This is a genomic window from Streptomyces sp. NPDC005811 (assembly GCF_040630405.1).
Classification (GTDB): Bacteria; Actinomycetota; Actinomycetes; order Streptomycetales; family Streptomycetaceae; genus Streptomyces.
Map to the genome: position 1 here is coordinate 21,031 of NZ_JBEXXK010000015.1, position 21,357 is coordinate 42,387.

Below are 21,357 nucleotides of genomic sequence, written 5' to 3' on the forward strand. Positions count from 1 at the left end.
GGCTCAGGCGGCGGACTCGTAGTCGCCCCAGATCGACAGGACGTCGGTGGCCTGCCAGGTGTAGGGGACGGCCTTGGTCCAGCTCGCGGCGGCGGCGCCGGAGGTGACGGTGAACCGGTTCACGACGCCGCCGTTGGCCGCCGACACCTGGGCGGCACCCTGGAAGAACTTGAAGCCGTTGCTGCTGAAGCCCACGACGTTCAGCAGGATGTCGGTCATCCAGCCCGACGCCGGGAGGAACGGCAGGGAGAAGGACCAGGCGCCGGCGGTGTCCAGCGCGGAGAGATTGGTCGTCGAGCCGATCGCCAGCCGCAGCCGGACGTGGACGAGGTTGCCGAGCTTGACGTATCTGCCGTTGAGGCTGCCGTTGCCGACCGCCGGCGCGGTGCCGGTGGACGAGTACCAGACCGGCGTGTAGTTCGTCCAGGAGGGGATCCGCTGGTACGACACCCAGGACGAGCCGTCCCAGCGCTGGAGGTTGCCGTCGGAGCCGTCCCGGTACTGGCCGGTGTAGCTCGCCGTGGTCACCGCCCCGGCCGGTGCGACCCCGCCGAGGGCGAGCGGGTACGGCACCCAGGCGGAGCCGTCCCAGCGCTGGAGGGCGCCGCCGGAGTCGCGGTACTGGCCCGGGTAGGCGCCGTTGCCGGTCTCGCCGACCACGGGCAGGATGCCGCCGGCCGCGACCGTGGGGGTGCGCAGGTCGGTGACGTCGGAGGAGCTCCAGTTGACGCCGCCGTTGCCCGCGCTGATCCCGGCGCGGACCCGGACCTGGTAGACCGGCAGGCAGACACCCGGCAGCGCGGGCACCGCCGGGGTGGCGGCGGGGGTGCCCCGGACGATCTCCACGGCGGCCTTGGTGGAGCCGGAGTCGTCGTACATGTCGTCGTAGATCCGCAGCACGACGACATCGATCCGGGCGTACTGGGCGTCGCCGTCGGTGAAGGTGAGGGACAGCGGCTCGGACAGGGTGACCGGGTAGGCGCCCTGGCCGCTGCCGCCCTGGACGACGGCCCGGCCCTCGTGGACGGTGGCGGTCATGGTGCCGGCGCCGCCCTCCATCCAGAAGCCCGACAGCCGGTACTGCCCGTCGTAGGAGCCCGGGAGGATGCCGGAGCGGACGTCCAGCGGGTTGGCCGGGGTGGTGGCGCCCAGCTGGGTGAGCCGGGTGTCCGCACGGGTCTGGCCGGTCTCGGCCAGCCATGAACTGCGCAGATTCATCTGCTGGTCTCCTCTGGTCGTGGGGTACGGGGGTCACCACTCCGCGGTGCGCCAGCGGACCGTGAGCTGGGCGCCGGCGCCGTACGTGTCGGGGCGGAAGGCCAGCTGGGCGCGGCCGGGGGCGAAGGCGAAGAGCTCCTCGGGGCTGCTGTCGGCGGCCGCGGTGTGCCGACGGGACGCGGTGCCGTTGAGGGTGACCGTGCCGGCGGCGGTGTCGACGACCAGCTCGTCACCGGCGGCGAGGCCGATCTCGTAGCGCAGCCGCAGCGCGGAGGTGCGGTCGGTGACGGTCGGGTTGGTGCAGGGGCCGGTGAACACCAGGACGGGGTGGGTGGGCGCGGAGCCGTCGTTGTCGGCGTTCACGTCGCCGGTCGAGGCGGCCTGGCCCCAGTACAGCGGCCAGGTCAGCGGCCAGGTCAGACCGCTCTCCGGCTGCGGGGCGCCGGTCAGCGCGGTCCGCTCGTCGACCGAGTAGCGGCGCGGGTCGGTGGCGTACCACTGCACGGACGCCCGGGAGACGCCCTGGGTGGTGTACGTCCGGTCGGCGGCCAGCACCCGCTGGCTGACCCGGGCCCGCACGGCCAGCGTCTCGCCGTGCAGCCGGACGGCGAGCCAGCGCTCCTCGTCGTCGAGCAGCAGCGCCTGGCGCAGGGCGCGGGTCACGGCGAGCGAGGAGACGCTGTCGTCCTGCGGCGGTACGGTCCACACCGTGCCGCCGATCCGGCGCGGCTTGGCGTAGCGCGCGCCCGGCCAGGCGCCGTGCGCGGTGGGGTGGTCGGCGTCGGAGGCGTCGTACTCCGGCAGGTCCTCCCAGCCGCTTAGCCCGCCCCGGTCGATCTCGTACGGCGTCCCGGGGCCCAGCAGCAGTCCGGCCCACTGCATCTGCCCGTCGCGGGTGATGAGTGAGCCGGGTGGCACGTCGTCGGTGTATGCGGTGGTCGTGATCTCGGCCATGGGGGGCCGTCACCTCGCTCTTGTCGGGTGCGGGTGGGGTGGTCCGGGGGGTCAGGCGCAGGCGTGGGCGGCGGCCAGGAACAGCAGGTCCTCCGCAGTGCCGCGGGCTCCGGCGCCGGCGCTCTCGTGGAACTCCTGGACGCGGTGCGGGAGCGCGGAGAAGGGGGCGCGGTGGCGGCGGGCGAGGGCCCGCTGCCGGTCCAGGTCCCGGAGCGGCAGGACCCGGCCGGCCGCGCGGGCGCCGGGGACGGCGACCCCGCCCTCGCCGAGCATCGGGATCTTCGCCAGCTGCACGCCGAACTTCTTGCCGAGGATGCTGAAGCTGAGGCTGTTGAGGCCGTCGATGATCCGGTTGGCGAAGGCGATGAGCCCCTGGACGGGCCCCTTCACCACCCCGGCGACGGTCTGCGCGCCGGTGGTGACGAACCGTCCGAGCGCGTCGAGGGTGCGGGCGGTGGCGTCCTTGACGCGGGTGAACATCGCGGGGATGTCCTTGCCGATCCAGTCCAGCACCGGCCGCACCCCGTCCTTGACGCCCTTCCAGACGGCCGCCGCCCGCCCGCTGAGCGCCTTGGTGTCTCCGCTCGCCAGCGAGCGGGCGACGGCGAAGGCGGTGCCGATGAGGGTGGTGAGGCCGGTGAGGACCGTGGTCACCAGGGCGAGGTAGCCGGTGACGTAGGTGTTCACCGCGCTGCCGACGGCCTTCAGCAGCGGGGCCAGCACGGTCAGACACCCCTCGACGTACGTCAGGACGAGCGTCGCCAGCTGTTCCATCAGGCGCTGCCCGGTCTCGGAGTTCAGCGCCAGGTCCAGCAGCCAGCCGGCGACCGGGAGGAGGAGTCCGGTGACGAACCCGATGGGGTTGGCGCGGGTGAGGGCGTTGACGACGAGGAGGACACCGGAGCCGATGGTCATCAGGGTGCCGAAGGTGCCCATGAGGTCGCCGAGGACACCGGAGGCCGAGATCAGCGCGCCCACGACGGCGAAGACCCCTCCGAGCGCGGAGCCGAGCCGGACGAGGGTGCCAGAGGCCGTCCGGCCGCCGGAGGCCGCCGCCTTGATCCCGGCCGCGGCGGTGCCGGCGGTCCGGCCCGTCGTGGTGACGGCGCGGGCGGCGGCCTCGGTGCTCGCCTTGGCGCGGCTCACGGCGGTGGCGCCCTGGGCGGCGGCCGTGCCGAGGCGGTCGGCGCCGGTGGCGGCGGCCTTGATCCGGTCGGTGAGGGAGCGCACCGCGGTGCCGCCCTGCTCGACGCGGGACCGGAACGCGGTCAGCGCCGGGGTGACCCCGGCCAGCGGGTCCGTCACCGCCGGGGTACTCATCCGCGGGCCTTCGCGAGGAACATCAGGGCGTCGGCGGTGCGCTGGGGGGTGCTGGTCTCGGCGGCGTGGTAGTGCTCGATGTGCAGTGCGCCGCCGGTGCCGGTGCCTGCTCCTGCTCCTGCTCCTGCGTAGGCCCTGCCGTCGGCGGCGGCGCGGCGCAGCAGCCGGTCGAGCTTGCTGAGCGGCAGGACGGCCTCCGCCTCACCGGCCTCGGCGAGGATCGCGGGGACGCCGCCGGAGCGGGGCAGGACGACACCGCCGGTGGCCAGCGCGGGGATCCTCGGCAGGCTGACCCCGAAGGTCTTGCCGCCGACCAGGGGGACCCAGCCGGGGATGGAGACATGGATGCCGTTGAGGGCGCCGATGGCGCGGTTGACGATGCCGATGACGGCGTTGATCGGACCGCGTACGGCGTTCTTGATGCCGTCGAAGGCACGTCCGGCGATGCCCTTGAGCCCGCCCCAGATGCTGGACAGCTTGTCCTTGACGGCCTTGAAGGCGTTGGGGATCGCGGACTTGACCCAGTTGACGACGGGGGAGACGACGTTCTTGATGCCCTTCCAGACGCTCGACACGACCGACTTGATCGCGTTGAGCGCGGTGGTGATGACCTTCTTCCAGATGCCCACGTAGGTCTGGATGACGGTGGCGATCGCCTTGACGACCTTCGACACCGCGGTCTTGACGCCGTCCCAGACCGTCTTGATCAGTTTGCCCGCGTTCTTCATGATCGGCCCGATGGCCTTCATGACATTGCTGATCACGGACTTGATGACGGTGAAGGCCGTCTGGAGCACCTTCTGCATGGTCTTGGAGTTGGCCGCCATGTCGACGACCTTCTCGATGAGCGGCTGCAGCAGGCTCATGAGCATGCCGAAGAGGTTCCCCTTCATCGACTTGTTCATCTTGTCCTGCCCCTTGGCGGCCTTGCCCGCCCCGGCCTCGTACTTCCCGAGACTCTTCCCGGCGGAGGAACCGGTCTTCCCGGCCTTGCCGATGGCCGTCTCGGCCTGTTCGGAGCCGGTCTTGAGGCCTTTCAGCTCGCTTTCGGCGCCCTGGGCCGCGCCCTTGAACTGCTTGAGCCGGCCTTCCGCGGCACCGGTCTTCTGTTTCAGCCCGTCCGAGGCCCGGCCCGCGTCCTGGGCCCGGTCCTTGAATTCCTTGAACGACGACGACGCCTTGCTCAGAGATCGAACCAGAGACATACTCCACCTCATCCTTGAAATCGAGAACGACCCCTCGGTCAGCCAAGGGCTGCGACCAGTGCGTCAATACGCGAGTGCAGATTCTCGAGTTCGGCCGCCGCACTGCGCGACTGAGGTATGGAGCCTGGTGAGGCGGCCACCGATCCCACGCGCTCCCGGACGTCCCGTCCGGACCGTTCGATCCTGGCCACTCGTGTCTCCACGGCGCCGATGCGTTTGTTCGCGTTCTTCATCTGGCGCGCGAGACGGTGCTCGATGGCGGAGAACCGGCCGTTCAGCTTGCGCTCGTCCTTCTGTTCCGAGGTCAGGAACTGGCGGTCCCACTGGGTTCTCCCCGTAATGTAGTTCACCAGTCGGAGGGCGAGTCGGTTGACCTTCTCGGTGATGTCGAAGACGGCGAAGTCGTACTTGACCAGCGTGAGGCCGATGAGGCTGCCGGTCAGGGCGGAGACGAAGCCCATGAACTCCGGTGTCTTGTACCACCTGCTGTCCGGCTTCCAGGCCGACTGTCCGGCTTTCTCTATCTCGTCGGAAATGAGCTTCTTGAGCGCCTTCTCCTTCTCCGGCGCCGCCTGTTTCTCGGCGTCCTGTTCCAGCTTCTTCTTGCTGGTGAAGAAGGCGTCGAGTTCGGTCTTGTCGATCTGATTCGCTATCGACCTGGCGAGGTCTTCGTCCTTTTCTTTGAGGCTCTTTATCTGCTCTTCCAGAGTGGGCATGGTGGCAGTCACTCCCTCCTGGTAGCATCGCGCCAATGGGCACCCGAGACGGCAAGGATTCGGTGCGAGGGGAAGCGGGCGGAAATCTGCCCGCACGTCATGCGCTGACGATTTTCGGGATTTTCGTCCTCTATTGGGGAACCACACTGGTCATCGAGCTGTTCGACCGATTCGGTGCGGGCGGGAACTGCGGCCGGCGGCTGGGGCCCGCCTGCGAGGAAGGGCGTCTGGCGCTGGCGGCCGGGGCTCCCGCACTGATCCTGGGCATCTGCGTCGTCGCATGGCTGCACGGCATGCGGGGCTGGGTCGGGCCCGTCGCCGCCTTCGGCGGGCTGGCCTTCCTCTACGGCTCGGGCGGCGCCGCCCTGGTCTTCGCCGTCCATCTCCCGAATCCCGGAGGAGCGGGACGGGGCGCGACGAACGCGACGGCCGCGGTGTTCTTCCTCGGCCTCTTCGTCTTCCTGCTGTTCGGCGTCCTGTCCCGGGCGCGCGGTGACGTGGGCGCCAAAGGGCTCGTGAGAGAGCTCTTCTGGGTCCTGGAGGTGCTGCCGGAGTCGCGGAAGCAGCGGCGGAGGATCACGCGGGAGCGGGGTGTGTCCGCACAGGAGGCGAGGGAAGGCCGCATCGTCCCGCGCACGGGGCGTCAGAAGGCGCACTGGGCCCTGTTCGTGTCCGAGGCGCTGCTGGCCTCGGCCGGCGGGATCGTCGCGGGCCACGCCTTCGTCGCCGCCACCTCGTGACGCCGCCGACTACGCTCGTCGGCCGCGTGTCCGCCGGGCCTCCGCCTCGGTCAGGGCGTCCGACCAGCCCGCCGCGTAGGCGCGGGACTCGTGGGTGAGCAGTTCCTCGTACACGCGGTCCAGCAGGGCCTCGCGGTCCGCGGGTGGGGTGTGCAGGAGGTGGGCGAGGCGGGTGTAGGTGTCGATCGGCTGCTCGGTGGAGTCGCTCGGGCCTGTCGCCATGTCGGTGCCTGCTTTCCGTTCTGTCCGCTGGGCTGTGCTGCGATGGCGCGCTCCTGGGGGTACCGGAGCGTGTGTTCGAACTAGTGTACGAGTGCTGTCGTGGTGTCGTTCCGTGTTTGACGCGAACGCTCCGTGAGAGCCCAAGGTTCGTGGAGTAGGATCCGGCCGTTCGTCCGTCCGCGAAAAAGGGAAGTCTGAACTACAGGGCCCTGTAAGCGAGTTGAGGGTTCGCCGAGCGCGGACGGGCAGGAGGCGAGATCAAGGCCGGCGGGGTGGACGGGGACGAGGGCGACACGGGGAACGGGCGGAACGACCAGGTGGTCGACTGGCTCGAACTGTCCCCTGATCTGCCGCACCTCATCGCCCGGGTCTCCGAACTCGTCCTCAGCCTCGGGTACGACCCGGAGGACCTGGTCACCCTGCCCCGCGGCGAGCTGGACCGCCGCGAGCTGGCCGCCTACAGCGCCGGCTGGGCCGACATGGTCGCCGAACAGCTTCCCGCGATCCGCCGCGCGTACGAGGAACGCATCACCGTCGCCTACCTCCAGGGCCAGGAGGACGCCCGCACCGGCCGCCGTCCGCGCCGGGCCGCCAGGCCGGCCGAGGAGGACGACGCCGGCGGTGAGGTCATCGCCCTGCCGTACGTCGAACTCCTGCGCCCGCCCACCGAGGTGACCCGGGCGGAGGAACGGGGGGAGCGGGAGCGCTCGGTGGCGGACGGGGGGCCTGTACCCGTGCCGGCGCCGGTGTCCGTACCGGTACCGGTGCAGACGCCCCTGCCGGTGGGGAACTCCGGTCCGGGCGGGGGCGGTTCGGGGGGACCGGGAGCCGGTGAACCGCCGCCGGCCGTCGCTCCCGTACCGGAGAAGCGGACCGTCCGCTCGGCCCGCCGGACCGTGGTGCGGCGAAATGGCCGGCCCAGTGTGCCCCCGCTGTCCCGCTCCAGGGAACGCCGTACGGACGCCGGCGAGCGAGCGCAGCAGGAGTCGGCGGCCTCCGAGGAGAAACCCCGGCTGTCGGACCGGGCCCGCGCGCTCGCCGACGGGCTGGAGGGGCGGGGGCAGGGACGCGGGCGGGGGCGCCGGGGGGACGGGCGCGGGGCGGAGCCGCCGGAGTCGCCCGAGGCACCGGGGCCCGGGTGACGGGCGTCAGGCGTCAGGCGTCAGGCGTCAGGCGAAGAAGCGGGCCAGTTGGACCGGGGAGGGGGGTCCGAGAGGGGCGCCTCCCGGCTTCCCTTCGTCCGGGTCCTCCGCATCCTCCGCTTCCTCCGCGTTCTCCGGTTCGCTGCCGTCGCCCGGGCGCGGCACCGGTACCGGTGGGTCCGGCTGGTCGCCCTCGTCCGAGTTGACCGACGCGAACATCCAGTTCGCCGCCGCCAGATGGTCCACGACCGCGGCCAGCAGATGGTCCGTCACCGACCACTCGGCGGCATCGCCGTGCAGCTCGCGGTTGAGGGCGCTGTCCCGCGGCAGCTGGGCGACGAGCACCGCGAGCCGCCGCGCGGAGAGGCGGTCGCGGTGCCAGTCGAGCAGATCGATGCCGTAGTAGCGGAGCAGGTCCGCTTCGAGGGCCTCGGCGTGTTCGTCCACGAACCCGACGAGGCTCAGCCTTCCCCCAGGCCGAGCCCGGTCTCCTTGCCGTAGGCCTCCAGGATGGCGGCGATGTCCTGCATGTTCACCTCGTGCCGCTCGAAACGGGCGAACTGCTGCTCGCCCATGAGCAGCCCGAGCAGCCCGTCCACGTCGTTGTCGTCGAGTTCCCGCAGCGCCTTCGCGGTGGCGCGGGTCAGCTCCGTGGGCAGGGTGAAACTCTCGTCGTCGAGCTCGAACGACCAGGTGCGGCCGAGGGCTTCGAGGCGCTGGGCGCGGGCGGCGTTGACGTCGAAACGGGCCATGGTGAGGGTGCCTCCTTGAGTGATGCCGTACGGGGGAGGTGCGGGGCAGCGGGTGGGGTGGGCGGTGTGCTCGGGGCGCTCACCCCACCCGGTAGGTCAGGACGCGGCGTACGCGGTGTCCTTCATCACGAAGCTCGCGAGCGCCGAGCCGTCGGTCGCCGCCATCGCCGTGAAGGTGATGCCGAGCTGGGCCGGCGACTTGCGGGCCAGCTTGATGTCGTCCGCCGCCGTGACCTGGCCGCGCGGGATGCCGAAGCGGTACGTCACGGCGGTGCCGTCGCTCGCCCGGACATCGGTGAACTCCAGGCCGAGGGCCCGGACATCGGCGTACGGGCGGTCGGCGATGTCGTACTTGTAGACGCCGGTCGAGCCTGTCACCGCGTCGACCTGGCCGCCGCCCATGAAGAACGGCAGCGTGTCCTCGTTGAACTGGAGCAGCGAGAACTTCAGGGTCAGGTCGCGGTCCGAGTACACGAAGTGCACCGGGCTGACGGCCTGCCACACGTCGACCGGCTCCAGCTTGTCCTTCTTGCTGAAGGTGACGCCCTCGCCGTTGGTGAAGCCGAGGTTCTTCCAGCCGGTGGCCCAGTCGGTGGACGGGTCGGTGGAGAAGGTCGTCGGGACCTTGGTGTCGGCGGCGGCGACGTAGAGCCGGCCGACTCCGGCGATGCGGATCTCGGAGGAGTTGGTGCCTGCCATGGGTTGGCTCCTTGATAGAGGGACGGAGAAATGGGGTGTGGGTGGTGCGGGGTGCCGTGCCCGGCGGTTCCGGGTACGGCGAAGGCCCCGCCGTTCGGAGAGGCGAACGGCGGGGCCTTCGGTCTGTGGGGGTGCGGCGCGGGCGCGTCAGTAGACGTCCAGGTACACCGTGAGGACGGTCACGTACCGGTTGGCCGCGCGGTAGAGGTAGTCGGGCAGCCAGCGGGGGCCGTCCTGTTCCTCCACCTCGGTGATCAGGTTCGTGCCGTAGCGGTTGCCGGCCGCGGCCATCAGCGCGCGGCGGGCCGAGTTGGCCAGGACGTGCGCGGCCTGCTTGGTGGGGCCGTACACCTCCAGCTCGATCAGCGGCTGGTCGACGTGGCGCTCGCCGACCCAGGCACCGCCGCGGCGGTTGACGAGTACGGCGGCGGCCGTGCCGTCGAAGTCCGTCGGCGGCTGGACGGTCACCAGCGCCGTGGAGAGCGCCGAGTCGGCCTCCAGGATGTCGACGACCAGGGCCTCGACGTCGGGGAAGGCGCTCGGTGGAGTGGGTGTGGTCATGCCGGGTCACCTCGCCGAAGCGGGAAGGAAGGAGAAGGGGAGGGGAGCGGGGAGGGGGTGGGCACAGCTCCGCCGCTGCACCAACTGTGACATGCGATCGTGCGCGCACGCAACTAATACGCCGAAAGAATCGGCCCCAGGGGTGCGGGAGGGGCGGAAGTGCGAGGTGGGGGACGGGGGAGAGGGGGCGGGGGCGGGTGACGTGCGGAGGGCTCTGTGTGCGGCGGGTGCACCCGTCGGCCCACGGGTGCTCGGCGCGGGAGTGTCAGTCCGTACCGGGGGGTGCCGCCGTGCCCGCGCCCGCCAGGACGCGGCCGGTTTTGTCCGCGCGCTCCGGCTCGTTCGGCAGGAACTGCTCCACCACCCGGACGAACATCTCCCGCCGCTCGGCCGGTACGCCGAGCAGATCGGCGACCTCCTCCAGAGTGGGCCTGCGGCCGAAGTCCGGGTCGGGGGCGGGTGCGGAGGTGCGTCCGTGCGGGTCGGCGAGCTCCTCGGCGGTGAGCCGGCCGGAGCGGATGAGCAGGTCGCGGACCGGGACGCCGAGCACCCGTGCGAGGCGGCGGGTGGTCTCGAGGTCCGGCATGCTCTGGCGTTGCAGCAGGCGGGTGACGGCGGCGCGGTGCACGCCGGCCTCGTCCGCGATCCGTGACTTCCCGCCGCCGCGCGGGCTGTCGATGTCGTAGCCGCGTTCGCGCATGAGGTCTTCGACCCACGCGGCGAACGCGTCCAGGTCCTGGGTGGTCATGTCTGCTCGCTTCCTTCGGGGGTGGCACGAGTTTAGCTTGCTTGCGCGCAAGGAATTACGTGCTCTCGCGCAAGTAGTGAGGAAAGTTTGTGTAGTTGATGGAGGTTCGGGTGAAGGTGAGGCGCCGGTAAATTATTGCGAGCGCGCGCGCAATCTGTGACTCTGGGGATTCACTTCGTACGGCTCGTTCACGAACCGACAGGGGGTTCCCTGCCCATGCCCGTAACCGGTTCCTGCTCACCACCGGATCAGCCGCGCCCGTCGCGTCCCGCGCGTCCCGTCGGCTGGCAGTCCGCGGCCGCCTGCGCCGGGCTGCCGCCCCGGGTCGTCTTCTCGAAGAGGCCGAAGGAGGCCGCCCCGGCGCTGCGGGCGTGCGCGATGTGTCCCGTACGGCGCGCCTGCGAGGAGACGGTGGCGCCCGCCGAGAACTGGTTCGACGGCGTCTGCGGCGGCCGCCTCTGGCGCTCCGGCCGCCCCGTCCCCGAACCCCGCCGCCACGGAGGCCCCCATGCCTGAGCGCCGCCCCATGGCCCCGACCGAAACCCACCCGACGGCCCGGACCGAAACCCACCCCACGTCAGCCCGCCCGGCCCCACCCGACGGCCGGGCCTCGGCACCCGTTGCCCGCCCCACGCCGATGTCGCCCAATGGCCGGGCTGCGGCATCGACGCCCCGTCCCGCACCGGCATCGCCCGTCGGCCGGTCCCCGGCACCGCCCGCGAGCCCCGCCGCCCCGCCTGCCGGATCGACGGCCTTACCCCCGACTCAGGCCCGAGCCTCACAGTCGGCCTCGTCCCACGCCGGTCTCCCGGAGTCGGACCCGACTCTTGCCCGTCTCCCGGGGCCGGCCCCGTCTCCTGCCTGCCCCCCGAGGCCGGACCCGTCTCACCCCCGCGTCCCCGAGTCGGACCCGTCTCACCCCCGCGCCCCGGAGTCGGCCCACTCCCGCGCCTACGCCCCAGAACCGCCCTTCTCCCGAACCCCCTCCGCCGACCGGGCCTCCGCCTCGACCCCCGCTGATATCCGCTTCACCCGCTCCACCACCTCCACCACCTCCACCACCTCCATCCGCTCCACCCCCTCCACCGAACCCACCCCCACCCACACCCGCCCCACCCCCGACACCCCCGACACCCCCACCCCCGCCCGGCGGCCCGCCCCCGGTGAGTCTCGTCCTGTTGAGCAAGCCGCCCTCTGGATCGCCACCCTGCTTCAGCAGTTTCCCGAGTTGGCCAGGGAGTTGGTGCCCGGGCGGGCCGGGGGCCCTGGGCGGGGGCCGGTCGCGCCGCCGGTCGGGCTCGCCGAGCGGTTGCGTGAGGAGCGGGAGGACGCGTTGCTGCTCCAGCAGCGGCACGGGCTCGTCGCCCCCGGACACAGCGCCGCCCCGCTGCGCCTGCACATCTCGGACACCATCAGGGATCTCACCGACGGTGTCGTGGAACTGGAGGAGGCCGTACGGGACCGGCTCGGTCTGCCCCGCGCCCGCCGCGCCCCCGTGCCCGATCGCCTGCGCCGGATCGCCGCGCTGCTCGACGCCGTCGCCGCCGACCCCGTCCTCGCCGCGCACGTCCGCGACGAGACCCGCCGGATGGCCCGCCGCTGCGCCCGCGCGCTGGGCGACACCGAGACCGTCGTACGGATCTCCGGCCGCTGCCCCTGGTGCGACTCGGTCTCCCTGCGCGCCTTCCCCGACCGCCACGCCGTCCTGTGCGTCAACCCGGCCTGCCGCTGCGCGGACCCCGAGTGCGGCTGCCACGACGACCCGGCCTACCGGCACACCTGGGACGAGGGGGAGTGGGGGCGCGGATGAGCCGGGCCGCGGACCGGGCCGACGAGCGGCCGACCCTCATCCCGGGAGCGCTCGCCGCCCAGGAGGCCGGCGTCGCCCCCGCCACCATCCGCAAGTGGGTACAGCTCGGCCGGCTGAAACCGGCCGGCCGGGCGGGCCGGGCGCAGCTCTTCCGGCTGGAGGACGTCTTCGCGGCCGAGCGCGCGGCACGTGGGCCGAACCGTGACCCGCGCCGACCGGGGGAACCGTGGGCGGCCGGGACGCGTTGAGGGATGATGGAGGCATTCAGCCGTCCGGGGGGAGGTGCCCGTGTCGTATCCGTCGCCATGGCAGCCGCAGGGACAGGTGCCGAACGGCGCCGCGATGCTCGCGTCGCACGCCGACCGCGAGCGCGCGGTGGACGTGCTCAGGGCGGGCTTCGGCGAAGGCCGTCTGCAGCAGGACGAGTTCGAGAAGCGGGTGCAGCGCGCCTACCAGGCCCGCACCGTCGGCGAGCTGCAACTCGTCATCTCCGACCTCCCGCAGGGCCCGATGGCCGTCCCGGCCGCCCTCGCCGCGCCGCCCGCCTTCGGCCCGCCCGTCCCGCGCACGTTCCTGCCCGCCCCGCCCCCGCCCACCAACGGCAAGGCGGTCGGCTCCATGGTCTGCGGTGTCCTCACCACCATGTCCATGGGGCTCACCGGCATCCCCGCGGTGATCCTGGGGCACAAGGCCCGCGCCGAGATCCGCCGCTCCGGCGAGGGCGGTGACGGGTTCGCCCTGGCCGGCCTGATCCTGGGCTATCTGTCGGTGGCGGGCTGGGCGTTCTTCCTGATGATCATCATGATGGCGGCCGTCTCGTCCCCCTGATCCCGATGGGGACCACCACGCGCGCGTCCTACGGGATGCCCAGTTCGAAGATCACGTAGTGCGCGTACCACCCGGACGCCAGTGACGCCGTCGCGAAGAACACCGCCAGGCTCGGCCACTTCAGCCGGCTCAGCGCCGCCGCCGGGGCCAGCAGCAGCGGGAACACGGGCAGCAGATACCTGCCCGTGTTGCCGAACATCTGCTGGGTGCCCAGGACCGTCACGATCGACGCCAGCGCGTAGGCGACCAGCACCAGCGGCGGCCTCTTCCGCAGCATCAGCGCGATCAGGAAGGGCAGCGCCAGCACGATCTGCACACACAGCAGATCGGGCACCGAGAAGGCGAACAGATAGTTGTTGTGCCCGACCGCCGTGTTGCCGAGAACGTCCAGGGTGTACTTGCCGAAGTCGAAGTAGTGCGCCCAGCCCTCGCGCTGGAGTGTGAAGTAGGCGGTCAGGTCGCCCATGCTCAGCCCGACCCAGGCGACATAGGTGAGCAGTCCGAGCGGCGCGGCGACCATCGCGTACACCGGGCCTGAGATCCCTTGCTCGCGCCTGCTCTCCCGCCGGGCGAGTGTCACGATCGCGGCGAGGCCCACCGCCCCTATGAGCGCGGCCGACGTCGGCCGGTTCAGTCCGGCGAGGAAGGCCAGCAGCCCGGCCGCCACCCATCGCCCCCGCATCACGCAGTAGCAGCACCAGGCCGCGATCGCGACGAACACCGACTCCGAGTAGACCGCCCACTCCACGCCCGCGCCCGGCACCACGGCCCACAGCCCGGCCGCGATCGTGCCCGCCCGCACCCCCGCGAGCGCCGCGACCACGGCGTAGATCCCGGCCGCGGCCACGAAGGACGCCACGACGGACACGAGGATCGCGGAGCCGTACAGACCGAGGCCCGTGATCTCCGAGACGCCCCTGATCAGCCCCGGGTAGAGGGGGAAGAACGCCACCGAGTTCTGCTGGACGGTGAACAGCCCGCCCGGCGCGAGCGGTTGCAGCGGCTGGGGGTCGTACCCCTTCTCGGCGACCTGGAGGTACCACCAGCCGTCCCAGGTGGCCAGGACGTCCCACCAGTGGGCGCCGCCGCCGAAGCGCGGGTTCTTCTTCTGGTAGTCGCCGGCCGCCTCCAGCAGCCAGGCGAAGACGGTCAGACCGACCAGCTTCGTCACGCCGTACAGGAGCAGCGGCAGGAGGTACGGTCGAAGACCGTCCGGCAGGACGAGCCGGCGGCGCCCCGGCGGACGCTCCCGCCCGTCGTCGGGCATGGCCGAGTCCGTCGCCGCGTCGCTGCGGGCCGTGCTCATGACTGGGGTCCCCCCTAGGACGATCGCGGGACGGCCGGGTCGGAGCCGTGGTCCGGATGATCGTGAAGCGTGGTCATAAGATCGCACCAGAGTCGCACATGTGCGTCACAGGCGAGGGAGGGGACGCGTGACGGACGAGCCGGATGCCGTGAGCGGTGCGACCGTGCTGTCGGTCGTGCTGTCGGTCGTCATACCCATGTACAACGAGGAAGAGGTCCTTCCGGCGCTGGTCAGCCGGTTGCGTCCGGTCCTCGCCGGTCTCGGCGAGCCCTACGAGGTCGTGGCGGTCGACGACGGGTCCACCGACCGCACCGCCGAACTCCTCGCCGCCTTCCGCCTCGGCTGGCCCGAGCTGCGGATCATCGGCCTGCGCCGCAACTCCGGCCACCAGGCCGCCCTCACCGCCGGACTGGACCGCGCCCTCGGCGCCTATGTCGTCAGTATCGACGCCGACCTCCAGGACCCGCCGGAGAAGATCCCCGAGATGCTCGCCCTGGCCCAGGGTGAAGGGCTCGACATCGTCTACGGCATCCGCGCCGACCGGGCCAGCGACACCGGCTTCAAGCGGTGGACCGCGGGGCTGTACTACCGGCTGGTGCGGCGGCTGGCCGGGCCGGCCGTGCCCTCCCAGGCCGGTGACTTCCGGCTGCTGGGCCGGCCCGCCGTGGACGCCCTCAAGGCGCTGCCCGACCAGCAACGCGTCTACCGGCTCCTGGTGCCCTGGCTCGGCTTCCCCAGCGGGCAGGTGACGTACGAGCGCGCCCCGCGCCCGGCCGGGCAGAGCAAATATCCGCTGGGGCGGATGATCCGGCTCGCCGTGGACAGCGTCACCGGGTTCTCCGCGGCCCCGCTGCGCATCGCCACCTGGCTCGGCGGCTTCGCCTTCCTGGTGTGCATGGCGCTCATGGCGTACACCCTGAGCGCCCACTTCCTCGACCACACGGTCCCCGGCTGGACCTCCCTGTTCACCGGCGTCCTGTTCATCGGCGCGGTCCAGCTGATCTGCGTGGGCCTGCTCGGCGAGTACGTGGGCCGCATCTATACGGCCGTACAGAACCGTCCCACGTATTTCGTCGGCAGTGACACGGCACGGGACGCGGAGCGTGACCCGGCCAGGGACACCAAGGCGACGGGCGGGGAAACGCCCGTACCACACCAGCGATCGGGTTCCCGAACGTAACCGCCGCGTGTCGGGCGTGCGGCCTCTGTTTTGACCGGAGAGATTGCGCTGGGTACGCTCAGACCTTGTGCCTGGGGTGTGCCCTGGCCCTCGTGCGTGCCGTCAGACCGCGCCGGGGCCGAGAGCGGCCACCGTAATCCGAGCTTTCCGCTGCCTCGCGGCGGAAGTCCGCGGGATTCGACACACCCGACCGCGTGGGTCGGAGAAGTTCCAGGTTAGCTTCACTATTCGGCACACAGAAACCGGAGAAGTAGTGCCTACGATCCAGCAGCTGGTCCGTAAGGGCCGGCAGGACAAGGTCGAGAAGAACAAGACGCCCGCACTCGAGGGTTCGCCCCAGCGTCGCGGCGTCTGCACGCGTGTGTTCACGACCACCCCGAAGAAGCCGAACTCGGCCCTGCGTAAGGTCGCGCGTGTGCGTCTGACCAGCGGTATCGAGGTCACTGCTTACATTCCGGGTGAGGGACACAACCTGCAGGAGCACTCCATCGTGCTCGTGCGTGGTGGCCGTGTGAAGGACCTGCCCGGTGTTCGCTACAAGATCATCCGCGGTTCCCTCGACACTCAGGGTGTCAAGAACCGCAAGCAGGCCCGCAGCCGCTACGGCGCCAAGAAGGAGAAGTAAGAAATGCCTCGTAAGGGCCCTGCCCCGAAGCGCCCGGTCATCATCGACCCGGTCTACGGTTCTCCTCTTGTCACGTCGCTCATCAACAAGGTGCTGCTGAACGGCAAGCGCTCCACCGCCGAGCGCATCGTCTACGGCGCCATGGAGGGCCTGCGCGAGAAGACCGGCAACGACCCGGTCATCACGCTGAAGCGCGCTCTCGAGAACATCAAGCCGACCATCGAGGTCAAGTCCCGCCGTGTCGGTGGCGCGACCTACCAGGTCCCGATCGAGGTCAAGCCGGGTCGCGCGAGCACCCTGGCGCTGCGCTGGCTCGTGGGTTACTCCCGCGCCCGTCGCGAGAAGACCATGACCGAGCGCCTGCTCAACGAGCTTCTCGACGCGTCCAACGGCCTCGGCGCCGCTGTGAAGAAGCGCGAGGACACCCACAAGATGGCCGAGTCCAACAAGGCCTTCGCGCACTACCGCTGGTAGTCGCTACCCACATCGAGACCGAGAGAAGACGAAAGCCTTATGGCTACCACTTCACTTGACCTGGCCAAGGTCCGCAACATCGGGATCATGGCCCACATCGACGCGGGCAAGACGACCACCACCGAGCGGATCCTGTTCTACACCGGCGTTTCGTACAAGATCGGCGAGGTCCACGACGGCGCCGCGACCATGGACTGGATGGAGCAGGAGCAGGAGCGTGGCATCACGATCACCTCTGCTGCCACCACCTGTCACTGGCCGCTGGCCGACGTCGACCACACCATCAACATCATCGACACCCCGGGCCACGTCGACTTCACCGTAGAGGTGGAGCGTTCCCTTCGTGTGCTCGACGGTGCCGTCACGGTGTTCGACGGCGTCGCGGGTGTCGAGCCCCAGTCCGAGACCGTGTGGCGTCAGGCGGACCGCTACGGCGTCCCGCGTATCTGCTTCGTCAACAAGCTCGACCGGACCGGTGCCGAGTTCCACCGCTGTGTCGACATGATCAGCAGCCGCCTCGGTGCGACGCCGATCGTGATGCAGCTCCCGATCGGTGCCGAGGCCGACTTCAAGGGCGTCGTCGACCTGGTCACGATGAAGGCCTTCGTGTGGTCCGCCGAGGCGGAGAAGGGCGAGATGTACGACGTCGTCGACATCCCGGCCACCCACACCGAAGCCGCCGAGGAGTACCGCGGCAAGCTGGTCGAGACCGTCGCCGAGAACGACGACGAGATCATGGAGCTGTACCTGGAGGGCCAGGAGCCTTCCGTGGAGCAGCTGTACGCCGCGATCCGTCGTATCACCATCGCGTCCGGCAAGTCCGACGGCGTCACGGTCACCCCCGTGTTCTGCGGTACCGCGTTCAAGAACAAGGGCGTTCAGCCCCTGCTCGACGCGGTCGTGCGCTACCTGCCCTCCCCGCTCGACGTCGAGGCCATCGAAGGCCACGCCGTGAACGACGCGGAGGAGATCGTCAAGCGCAAGCCGTCCGACGACGAGCCGCTGTCGGCGCTGGCGTTCAAGATCATGAGCGACCCGCACCTCGGCAAGCTCACCTTCGTCCGGGTCTACTCGGGCCGCCTGGAGTCCGGCACCGCCGTGCTGAACTCCGTCAAGGGCAAGAAGGAGCGCATCGGCAAGATCTACCGCATGCACGCCAACAAGCGTGAGGAGATCGCCGCGGTCGGCGCCGGCGACATCGTCGCCGTCATGGGCCTGAAGCAGACCACCACCGGTGAGACGCTGTGCGACGACAAGGCCCCGGTGATCCTGGAGTCCATGGACTTCCCGGCGCCGGTCATCCAGGTCGCCATCGAGCCCAAGTCGAAGGGCGACCAGGAGAAGCTGGGCATCGCGATCCAGCGCCTGGCCGAGGAGGACCCGTCGTTCCAGGTCCACTCGGACGAGGAGACCGGCCAGACCATCATCGGTGGCATGGGCGAGCTGCACCTCGAGGTGCTGGTCGACCGTATGCGCCGTGAGTTCAAGGTCGAGGCCAACGTCGGCAAGCCGCAGGTCGCCTACCGCGAGACCATCCGCAAGGCGGTCGACCGGGTCGACTACACGCACAAGAAGCAGACCGGTGGTACCGGCCAGTTCGCCAAGGTGCAGATCGCGATCGAGCCCATCGAGGGCGGCGACGCGTCGTACGAGTTCGTGAACAAGGTCACCGGTGGCCGCATCCCGAAGGAGTACATCCCCTCGGTGGACGCCGGTGCGCAGGAGGCCATGCAGTTCGGCATCCTCGCGGGCTACGAGATGACGGGCGTCCGCGTCACGCTTCTCGACGGTGGCTACCACGAGGTCGACTCCTCCGAGCTCGCGTTCAAGATCGCCGGTTCGCAGGCCTTCAAGGAGGCCGCGCGCAAGGCCAGCCCCGTGCTGCTCGAGCCGATGATGGCCGTCGAGGTCACCACGCCCGAGGACTACATGGGCGAGGTCATCGGCGACATCAACTCCCGCCGTGGTCAGATCCAGGCCATGGAGGAGCGTGCGGGTGCCCGCGTCGTGAAGGGCCTCGTGCCCCTGTCGGAGATGTTCGGCTACGTCGGCGACCTCCGCAGCAAGACGTCGGGTCGCGCAAGCTACTCGATGCAGTTCGACTCCTACGCCGAGGTTCCGCGGAACGTCGCCGAGGAGATCATCGCGAAGGCCAAGGGCGAGTAACGCACCGCGTTTAACGCACCGCGCGCACACGCTTTAGGCTTGACCCCGGAGCCTCACGGGTCGTTCCTCCGCATTCGTGGCGGAATGACCCGGGGCCCGGGACTTAACAGCAAAGATCACCTGGCGCCGATGAACCAAGGCGTACAGCACACCACAGGAGGACCCCAGTGGCGAAGGCGAAGTTCGAGCGGACTAAGCCGCACGTCAACATCGGCACCATCGGTCACATCGACCACGGTAAGACGACCCTCACGGCCGCCATTACCAAGGTGCTGCACGACGCGTACCCGGACCTGAACGAGGCCACCGCGTTCGACAACATCGACAAGGCGCCCGAAGAGCGTCAGCGTGGTATCACGATCTCCATCGCGCACGTCGAGTACCAGACGGAGACCCGTCACTACGCCCACGTCGACTGCCCGGGTCACGCGGACTACATCAAGAACATGATCACCGGTGCCGCGCAGATGGACGGCGCGATCCTCGTGGTCGCCGCCACCGACGGCCCGATGCCGCAGACCAAGGAGCACGTGCTCCTGGCCCGCCAGGTCGGCGTTCCGTACATCGTCGTCGCCCTGAACAAGGCCGACATGGTGGACGACGAGGAGATCCTGGAGCTCGTCGAGCTCGAGGTCCGTGAGCTCCTCTCCGAGTACGAGTTCCCGGGCGACGACCTGCCGGTCGTCCGCGTCTCCGCGCTCAAGGCGCTCGAGGGCGACTCCGAGTGGACGAGCTCCGTCCTCGACCTGATGAAGGCCGTCGACGAGTCCATCCCGCAGCCCGAGCGTGACGTCGACAAGGCGTTCCTCATGCCGATCGAGGACGTCTTCACGATCACCGGTCGCGGTACGGTCGTCACCGGCCGTATCGAGCGTGGTGTCCTGAAGGTCAACGAGACCGTCGACATCATCGGCATCAAGACCGAGAAGACCACCACCACGGTCACCGGTATCGAGATGTTCCGCAAGCTGCTCGACGAGGGCCAGGCCGGTGAGAACGTCGGTCTGCTGCTCCGCGGCATCAAGCGCGAGGACGTCGAGCGCGGCCAGGTCATCATCAAGCCCGGTTCGGTCACCCCGCACACCGAGTTCGAGGCCCAGGCCTACATCCTGTCGAAGGACGAGGGTGGCCGTCACACCCCGTTCTTCAACAACTACCGTCCGCAGTTCTACTTCCGTACGACGGACGTGACCGGCGTCGTGACCCTCCCCGAGGGCACCGAGATGGTCATGCCGGGTGACAACACCGAGATGAAGGTGGAGCTCATCCAGCCCGTCGCCATGGAAGAGGGCCTGAAGTTCGCCATCCGTGAGGGTGGCCGGACGGTCGGCGCCGGCCAGGTCACCAAGATCAACAAGTGATCTTGCGCCTGATCGGTGGCACAGCCTGAGCTGAGCCTCTGAAGGGGCCCGTACGACTCCGGTCGTACGGGCCCTTTCGCATGCCCGGTCGCCATCTGTCGTACGAGTGTGCGGGGGGTGAATCGTGGACGAACGTTGCCCGGTGTCACCCATGAGCCGTCTGTGAGCCGCCTAGCCTGACGGCGATGTCTGCCCTGCCTCTCATACGACCCACGAAGCCACAGCCCGCGCCCACGGCGGCGCCCCCCTCGTCCGGCCGCCGCCGCCCGCGCCTGTACGCCCTCGACGGCATCCGGCTCCTCGCCGCCCTGATGGTCGCGGTCCACCACTACGCCGGCACCCGCCGCGTCAACCAGCCGGGCAACCTGATCTGGGACCGCCCGGTCTCGGACATCATGCCGTCGGTGTTCCGGGTCGCGGCCTACGGCTGGATCGGCGTCGAGATCTTCTTCGTGATCAGCGGCTTCGTGATCTGCATGTCCTGCTGGGGCCGCACCCCACGCCAGTTCTTCGTCTCCCGGGTGATCCGCCTGTACCCGGCGTACTGGTTCGCGGTCCTCTTCACCACCGCCGTCCTGGCGGCCGTACCCGGCGTGTGGGAACGCCTCGCCCCACGGGACGTCCTGCTCAACCTGACCATGCTCCAGTCCGGTTCGGGCGTGCAGAACGTGGACGGCGTGTACTGGACGCTGTGGTCCGAACTCCGCTTCTACCTCCTCTTCCTCGCGGTGGTGTGGGCCGGACTCACCTACCGCCGCGTGGTGCTGTTCTGCTGCCTCTGGGGCGCGGCGGCGATGCTGGCCCCCGTCGCCCATCTCCCCCTCCTGGAGCTGATCGCCGACCCGGAGGCCTCCTGGTACTTCATCGCGGGCCTCGCCCTCTACCTCATGCACCGCTTCGGCCAGGACCTGCTCCTGTGGGGCATCCTCGCGATGGCCTGGCTGATGGGCCAGAAGGAACTGGGCCGGCGCATCGACGAGGTCGAACACGTGGGCAGCTGGCGGGGAGCGGTCCTGATCTTCACCGTGTTCCTGCTGCTCATGGTCGCCGTGGCGCTCGGCCACCTGGACCGGATCCGGTGGCGGTGGCTGGTGACGGCGGGCAGCCTGACCTACCCGCTCTACCTGATCCACTACGCGGCCGGCACCACCCTGATCAACCGCCTGCGCGACACGATGGACGCCCGGCTGCTGGTGGCGCTGCTCCTGGCGGGCTTCCTGGTGCTGAGCTGGGCGGTGCACCGGTGGGTGGAGCGGCCGGTGGCGGGCGCGGTGAAGAAGGGCCTGGACGCGGCGTTCGTGAGGGTGCGCGCACGGGGCTGAGGGCGGGA

24 protein-coding genes are annotated in these 21,357 nt (G+C 70.3%); 12 read left to right on the plus strand and 12 right to left on the minus strand.

The features are described 5' to 3' along the window. Positions 1-3: 3 nt before the first annotated feature. Genes ABZ490_RS17700 through ABZ490_RS17720 form a run of 5 tightly spaced genes read right to left on the minus strand, consistent with a single transcriptional unit; the run spans position 4 to position 5,413 of the window. Positions 4-1,218 (minus strand): hypothetical protein, encoded by a 1,215-nt coding sequence (locus ABZ490_RS17700; RefSeq protein ID WP_358990509.1) that lies wholly within the window; start codon positions 1,216-1,218, stop codon positions 4-6. A 33-nt stretch (positions 1,219-1,251) separates the two neighbouring features. Beyond that, positions 1,252-2,172, minus strand: coding sequence for a phage tail protein (locus tag ABZ490_RS17705; protein ID WP_358990512.1), 921 nt, complete (start codon positions 2,170-2,172; stop codon positions 1,252-1,254). A gap of 51 nt (positions 2,173-2,223) precedes the next feature. Further along, positions 2,224-3,492: a tape-measure protein gene (locus tag ABZ490_RS17710; RefSeq protein ID WP_358990515.1), complete on the minus strand. Its 1,269-nt coding sequence runs from the start codon at positions 3,490-3,492 to the stop codon at positions 2,224-2,226. Further along, entirely contained in the window at positions 3,489-4,697 is a 1,209-nt protein-coding gene (locus tag ABZ490_RS17715; RefSeq protein WP_358990517.1) for a phage tail protein, read from the minus strand. The genes ABZ490_RS17710 and ABZ490_RS17715 overlap by 4 nt, the downstream gene beginning before the upstream one ends. 38 nt (positions 4,698-4,735) lie before the next feature. Next, a complete protein-coding gene (locus ABZ490_RS17720) occupies positions 4,736-5,413 on the minus strand; it encodes a hypothetical protein (RefSeq protein WP_358990520.1) in 678 nt (225 codons plus the stop codon). A 35-nt stretch (positions 5,414-5,448) separates the two neighbouring features. On the opposite strand from ABZ490_RS17720, the gene ABZ490_RS17725 reads away from it, so the two are divergent. Then, entirely contained in the window at positions 5,449-6,153 is a 705-nt protein-coding gene (locus tag ABZ490_RS17725) for a hypothetical protein (protein ID WP_358990523.1), read from the plus strand. 9 nt (positions 6,154-6,162) lie between these two features. Here the strand turns inward: ABZ490_RS17725 and ABZ490_RS17730 are convergent, their stop codons facing one another. Continuing rightward, positions 6,163-6,375, minus strand: a complete 213-nt coding sequence (locus tag ABZ490_RS17730) for a hypothetical protein (protein WP_358990526.1) — start codon at positions 6,373-6,375, stop codon at positions 6,163-6,165. Between the two features lie 272 nt (positions 6,376-6,647). Here ABZ490_RS17730 and ABZ490_RS17735 point away from each other — a divergent pair, with 272 nt between their 5' ends. Beyond that, a complete protein-coding gene (locus ABZ490_RS17735) occupies positions 6,648-7,517 on the plus strand; it encodes a hypothetical protein (protein WP_358990528.1) in 870 nt (289 codons plus the stop codon). Positions 7,518-7,544: 27 nt separating this feature from the next. Here the strand turns inward: ABZ490_RS17735 and ABZ490_RS17740 are convergent, their stop codons facing one another. From ABZ490_RS17740 to ABZ490_RS17760, 5 genes are all read right to left on the minus strand, one after another. Next, positions 7,545-7,913, minus strand: coding sequence for a hypothetical protein (locus ABZ490_RS17740; protein WP_358990945.1), 369 nt, complete (start codon positions 7,911-7,913; stop codon positions 7,545-7,547). Positions 7,914-7,978: 65 nt separating this feature from the next. Beyond that, a complete protein-coding gene (locus ABZ490_RS17745) occupies positions 7,979-8,269 on the minus strand; it encodes a hypothetical protein (RefSeq protein ID WP_358990531.1) in 291 nt (96 codons plus the stop codon). Positions 8,270-8,365: 96 nt separating this feature from the next. After that, a complete protein-coding gene (locus ABZ490_RS17750) occupies positions 8,366-8,968 on the minus strand; it encodes a phage tail protein (protein WP_358990534.1) in 603 nt (200 codons plus the stop codon). Positions 8,969-9,115: 147 nt separating this feature from the next. After that, positions 9,116-9,529 carry a hypothetical protein gene (locus ABZ490_RS17755; protein WP_358990537.1) on the minus strand — a complete coding sequence of 138 codons (414 nt, stop codon included), beginning with the start codon at positions 9,527-9,529 and terminating at the stop codon, positions 9,116-9,118. 265 nt (positions 9,530-9,794) lie between these two features. Further along, a complete protein-coding gene (locus ABZ490_RS17760) occupies positions 9,795-10,277 on the minus strand; it encodes a helix-turn-helix transcriptional regulator (protein WP_358990540.1) in 483 nt (160 codons plus the stop codon). Between the two features lie 216 nt (positions 10,278-10,493). Here ABZ490_RS17760 and ABZ490_RS17765 point away from each other — a divergent pair, with 216 nt between their 5' ends. From ABZ490_RS17765 to ABZ490_RS17780, 4 genes are all read left to right on the plus strand, one after another. Beyond that, the gene (locus ABZ490_RS17765) at positions 10,494-10,793 is read left to right on the plus strand and encodes a WhiB family transcriptional regulator (RefSeq protein ID WP_358990543.1); all 300 of its coding nucleotides are present in this window, start codon (positions 10,494-10,496) and stop codon (positions 10,791-10,793) included. A 712-nt stretch (positions 10,794-11,505) separates the two neighbouring features. Further along, positions 11,506-12,087, plus strand: a complete 582-nt coding sequence (locus ABZ490_RS17770; protein ID WP_358990546.1) for a hypothetical protein — start codon at positions 11,506-11,508, stop codon at positions 12,085-12,087. Continuing rightward, on the plus strand, positions 12,084-12,335 hold the full coding sequence (locus ABZ490_RS17775) for a hypothetical protein (RefSeq protein ID WP_358990550.1): 252 nt from the start codon (positions 12,084-12,086) through the stop codon (positions 12,333-12,335). The genes ABZ490_RS17770 and ABZ490_RS17775 overlap by 4 nt, the downstream gene beginning before the upstream one ends. A gap of 94 nt (positions 12,336-12,429) precedes the next feature. Beyond that, entirely contained in the window at positions 12,430-12,915 is a 486-nt protein-coding gene (locus ABZ490_RS17780; RefSeq protein WP_358990948.1) for a DUF1707 and DUF4190 domain-containing protein, read from the plus strand. 28 nt (positions 12,916-12,943) lie between these two features. Here ABZ490_RS17780 and ABZ490_RS17785 read toward each other — a convergent pair whose 3' ends face one another. Further along, positions 12,944-14,221, minus strand: coding sequence for a glycosyltransferase family 39 protein (locus tag ABZ490_RS17785; RefSeq protein WP_358990552.1), 1,278 nt, complete (start codon positions 14,219-14,221; stop codon positions 12,944-12,946). A gap of 127 nt (positions 14,222-14,348) precedes the next feature. On the opposite strand from ABZ490_RS17785, the gene ABZ490_RS17790 reads away from it, so the two are divergent. The 6 genes from ABZ490_RS17790 to ABZ490_RS17815 all read left to right on the plus strand — a co-directional run bounded on the left by ABZ490_RS17790 (position 14,349) and on the right by ABZ490_RS17815 (position 21,349). After that, on the plus strand, positions 14,349-15,401 hold the full coding sequence (locus ABZ490_RS17790; RefSeq protein ID WP_358990556.1) for a glycosyltransferase family 2 protein: 1,053 nt from the start codon (positions 14,349-14,351) through the stop codon (positions 15,399-15,401). A 253-nt stretch (positions 15,402-15,654) separates the two neighbouring features. Further along, positions 15,655-16,026 (plus strand): 30S ribosomal protein S12, encoded by a 372-nt coding sequence (rpsL, locus tag ABZ490_RS17795; protein ID WP_003948652.1) that lies wholly within the window; start codon positions 15,655-15,657, stop codon positions 16,024-16,026. Positions 16,027-16,029: 3 nt separating this feature from the next. Continuing rightward, positions 16,030-16,500 carry a 30S ribosomal protein S7 gene (gene rpsG / locus ABZ490_RS17800; protein ID WP_020132641.1) on the plus strand — a complete coding sequence of 157 codons (471 nt, stop codon included), beginning with the start codon at positions 16,030-16,032 and terminating at the stop codon, positions 16,498-16,500. A 39-nt stretch (positions 16,501-16,539) separates the two neighbouring features. Continuing rightward, entirely contained in the window at positions 16,540-18,666 is a 2,127-nt protein-coding gene (gene fusA / locus ABZ490_RS17805) for an elongation factor G (protein WP_358990561.1), read from the plus strand. 167 nt (positions 18,667-18,833) lie between these two features. Then, entirely contained in the window at positions 18,834-20,027 is a 1,194-nt protein-coding gene (tuf, locus tag ABZ490_RS17810; protein WP_358990564.1) for an elongation factor Tu, read from the plus strand. Positions 20,028-20,212: 185 nt separating this feature from the next. Further along, positions 20,213-21,349 carry an acyltransferase gene (locus ABZ490_RS17815; protein WP_358990567.1) on the plus strand — a complete coding sequence of 379 codons (1,137 nt, stop codon included), beginning with the start codon at positions 20,213-20,215 and terminating at the stop codon, positions 21,347-21,349. The last annotated feature ends 8 nt before the right edge of the window (positions 21,350-21,357 follow it).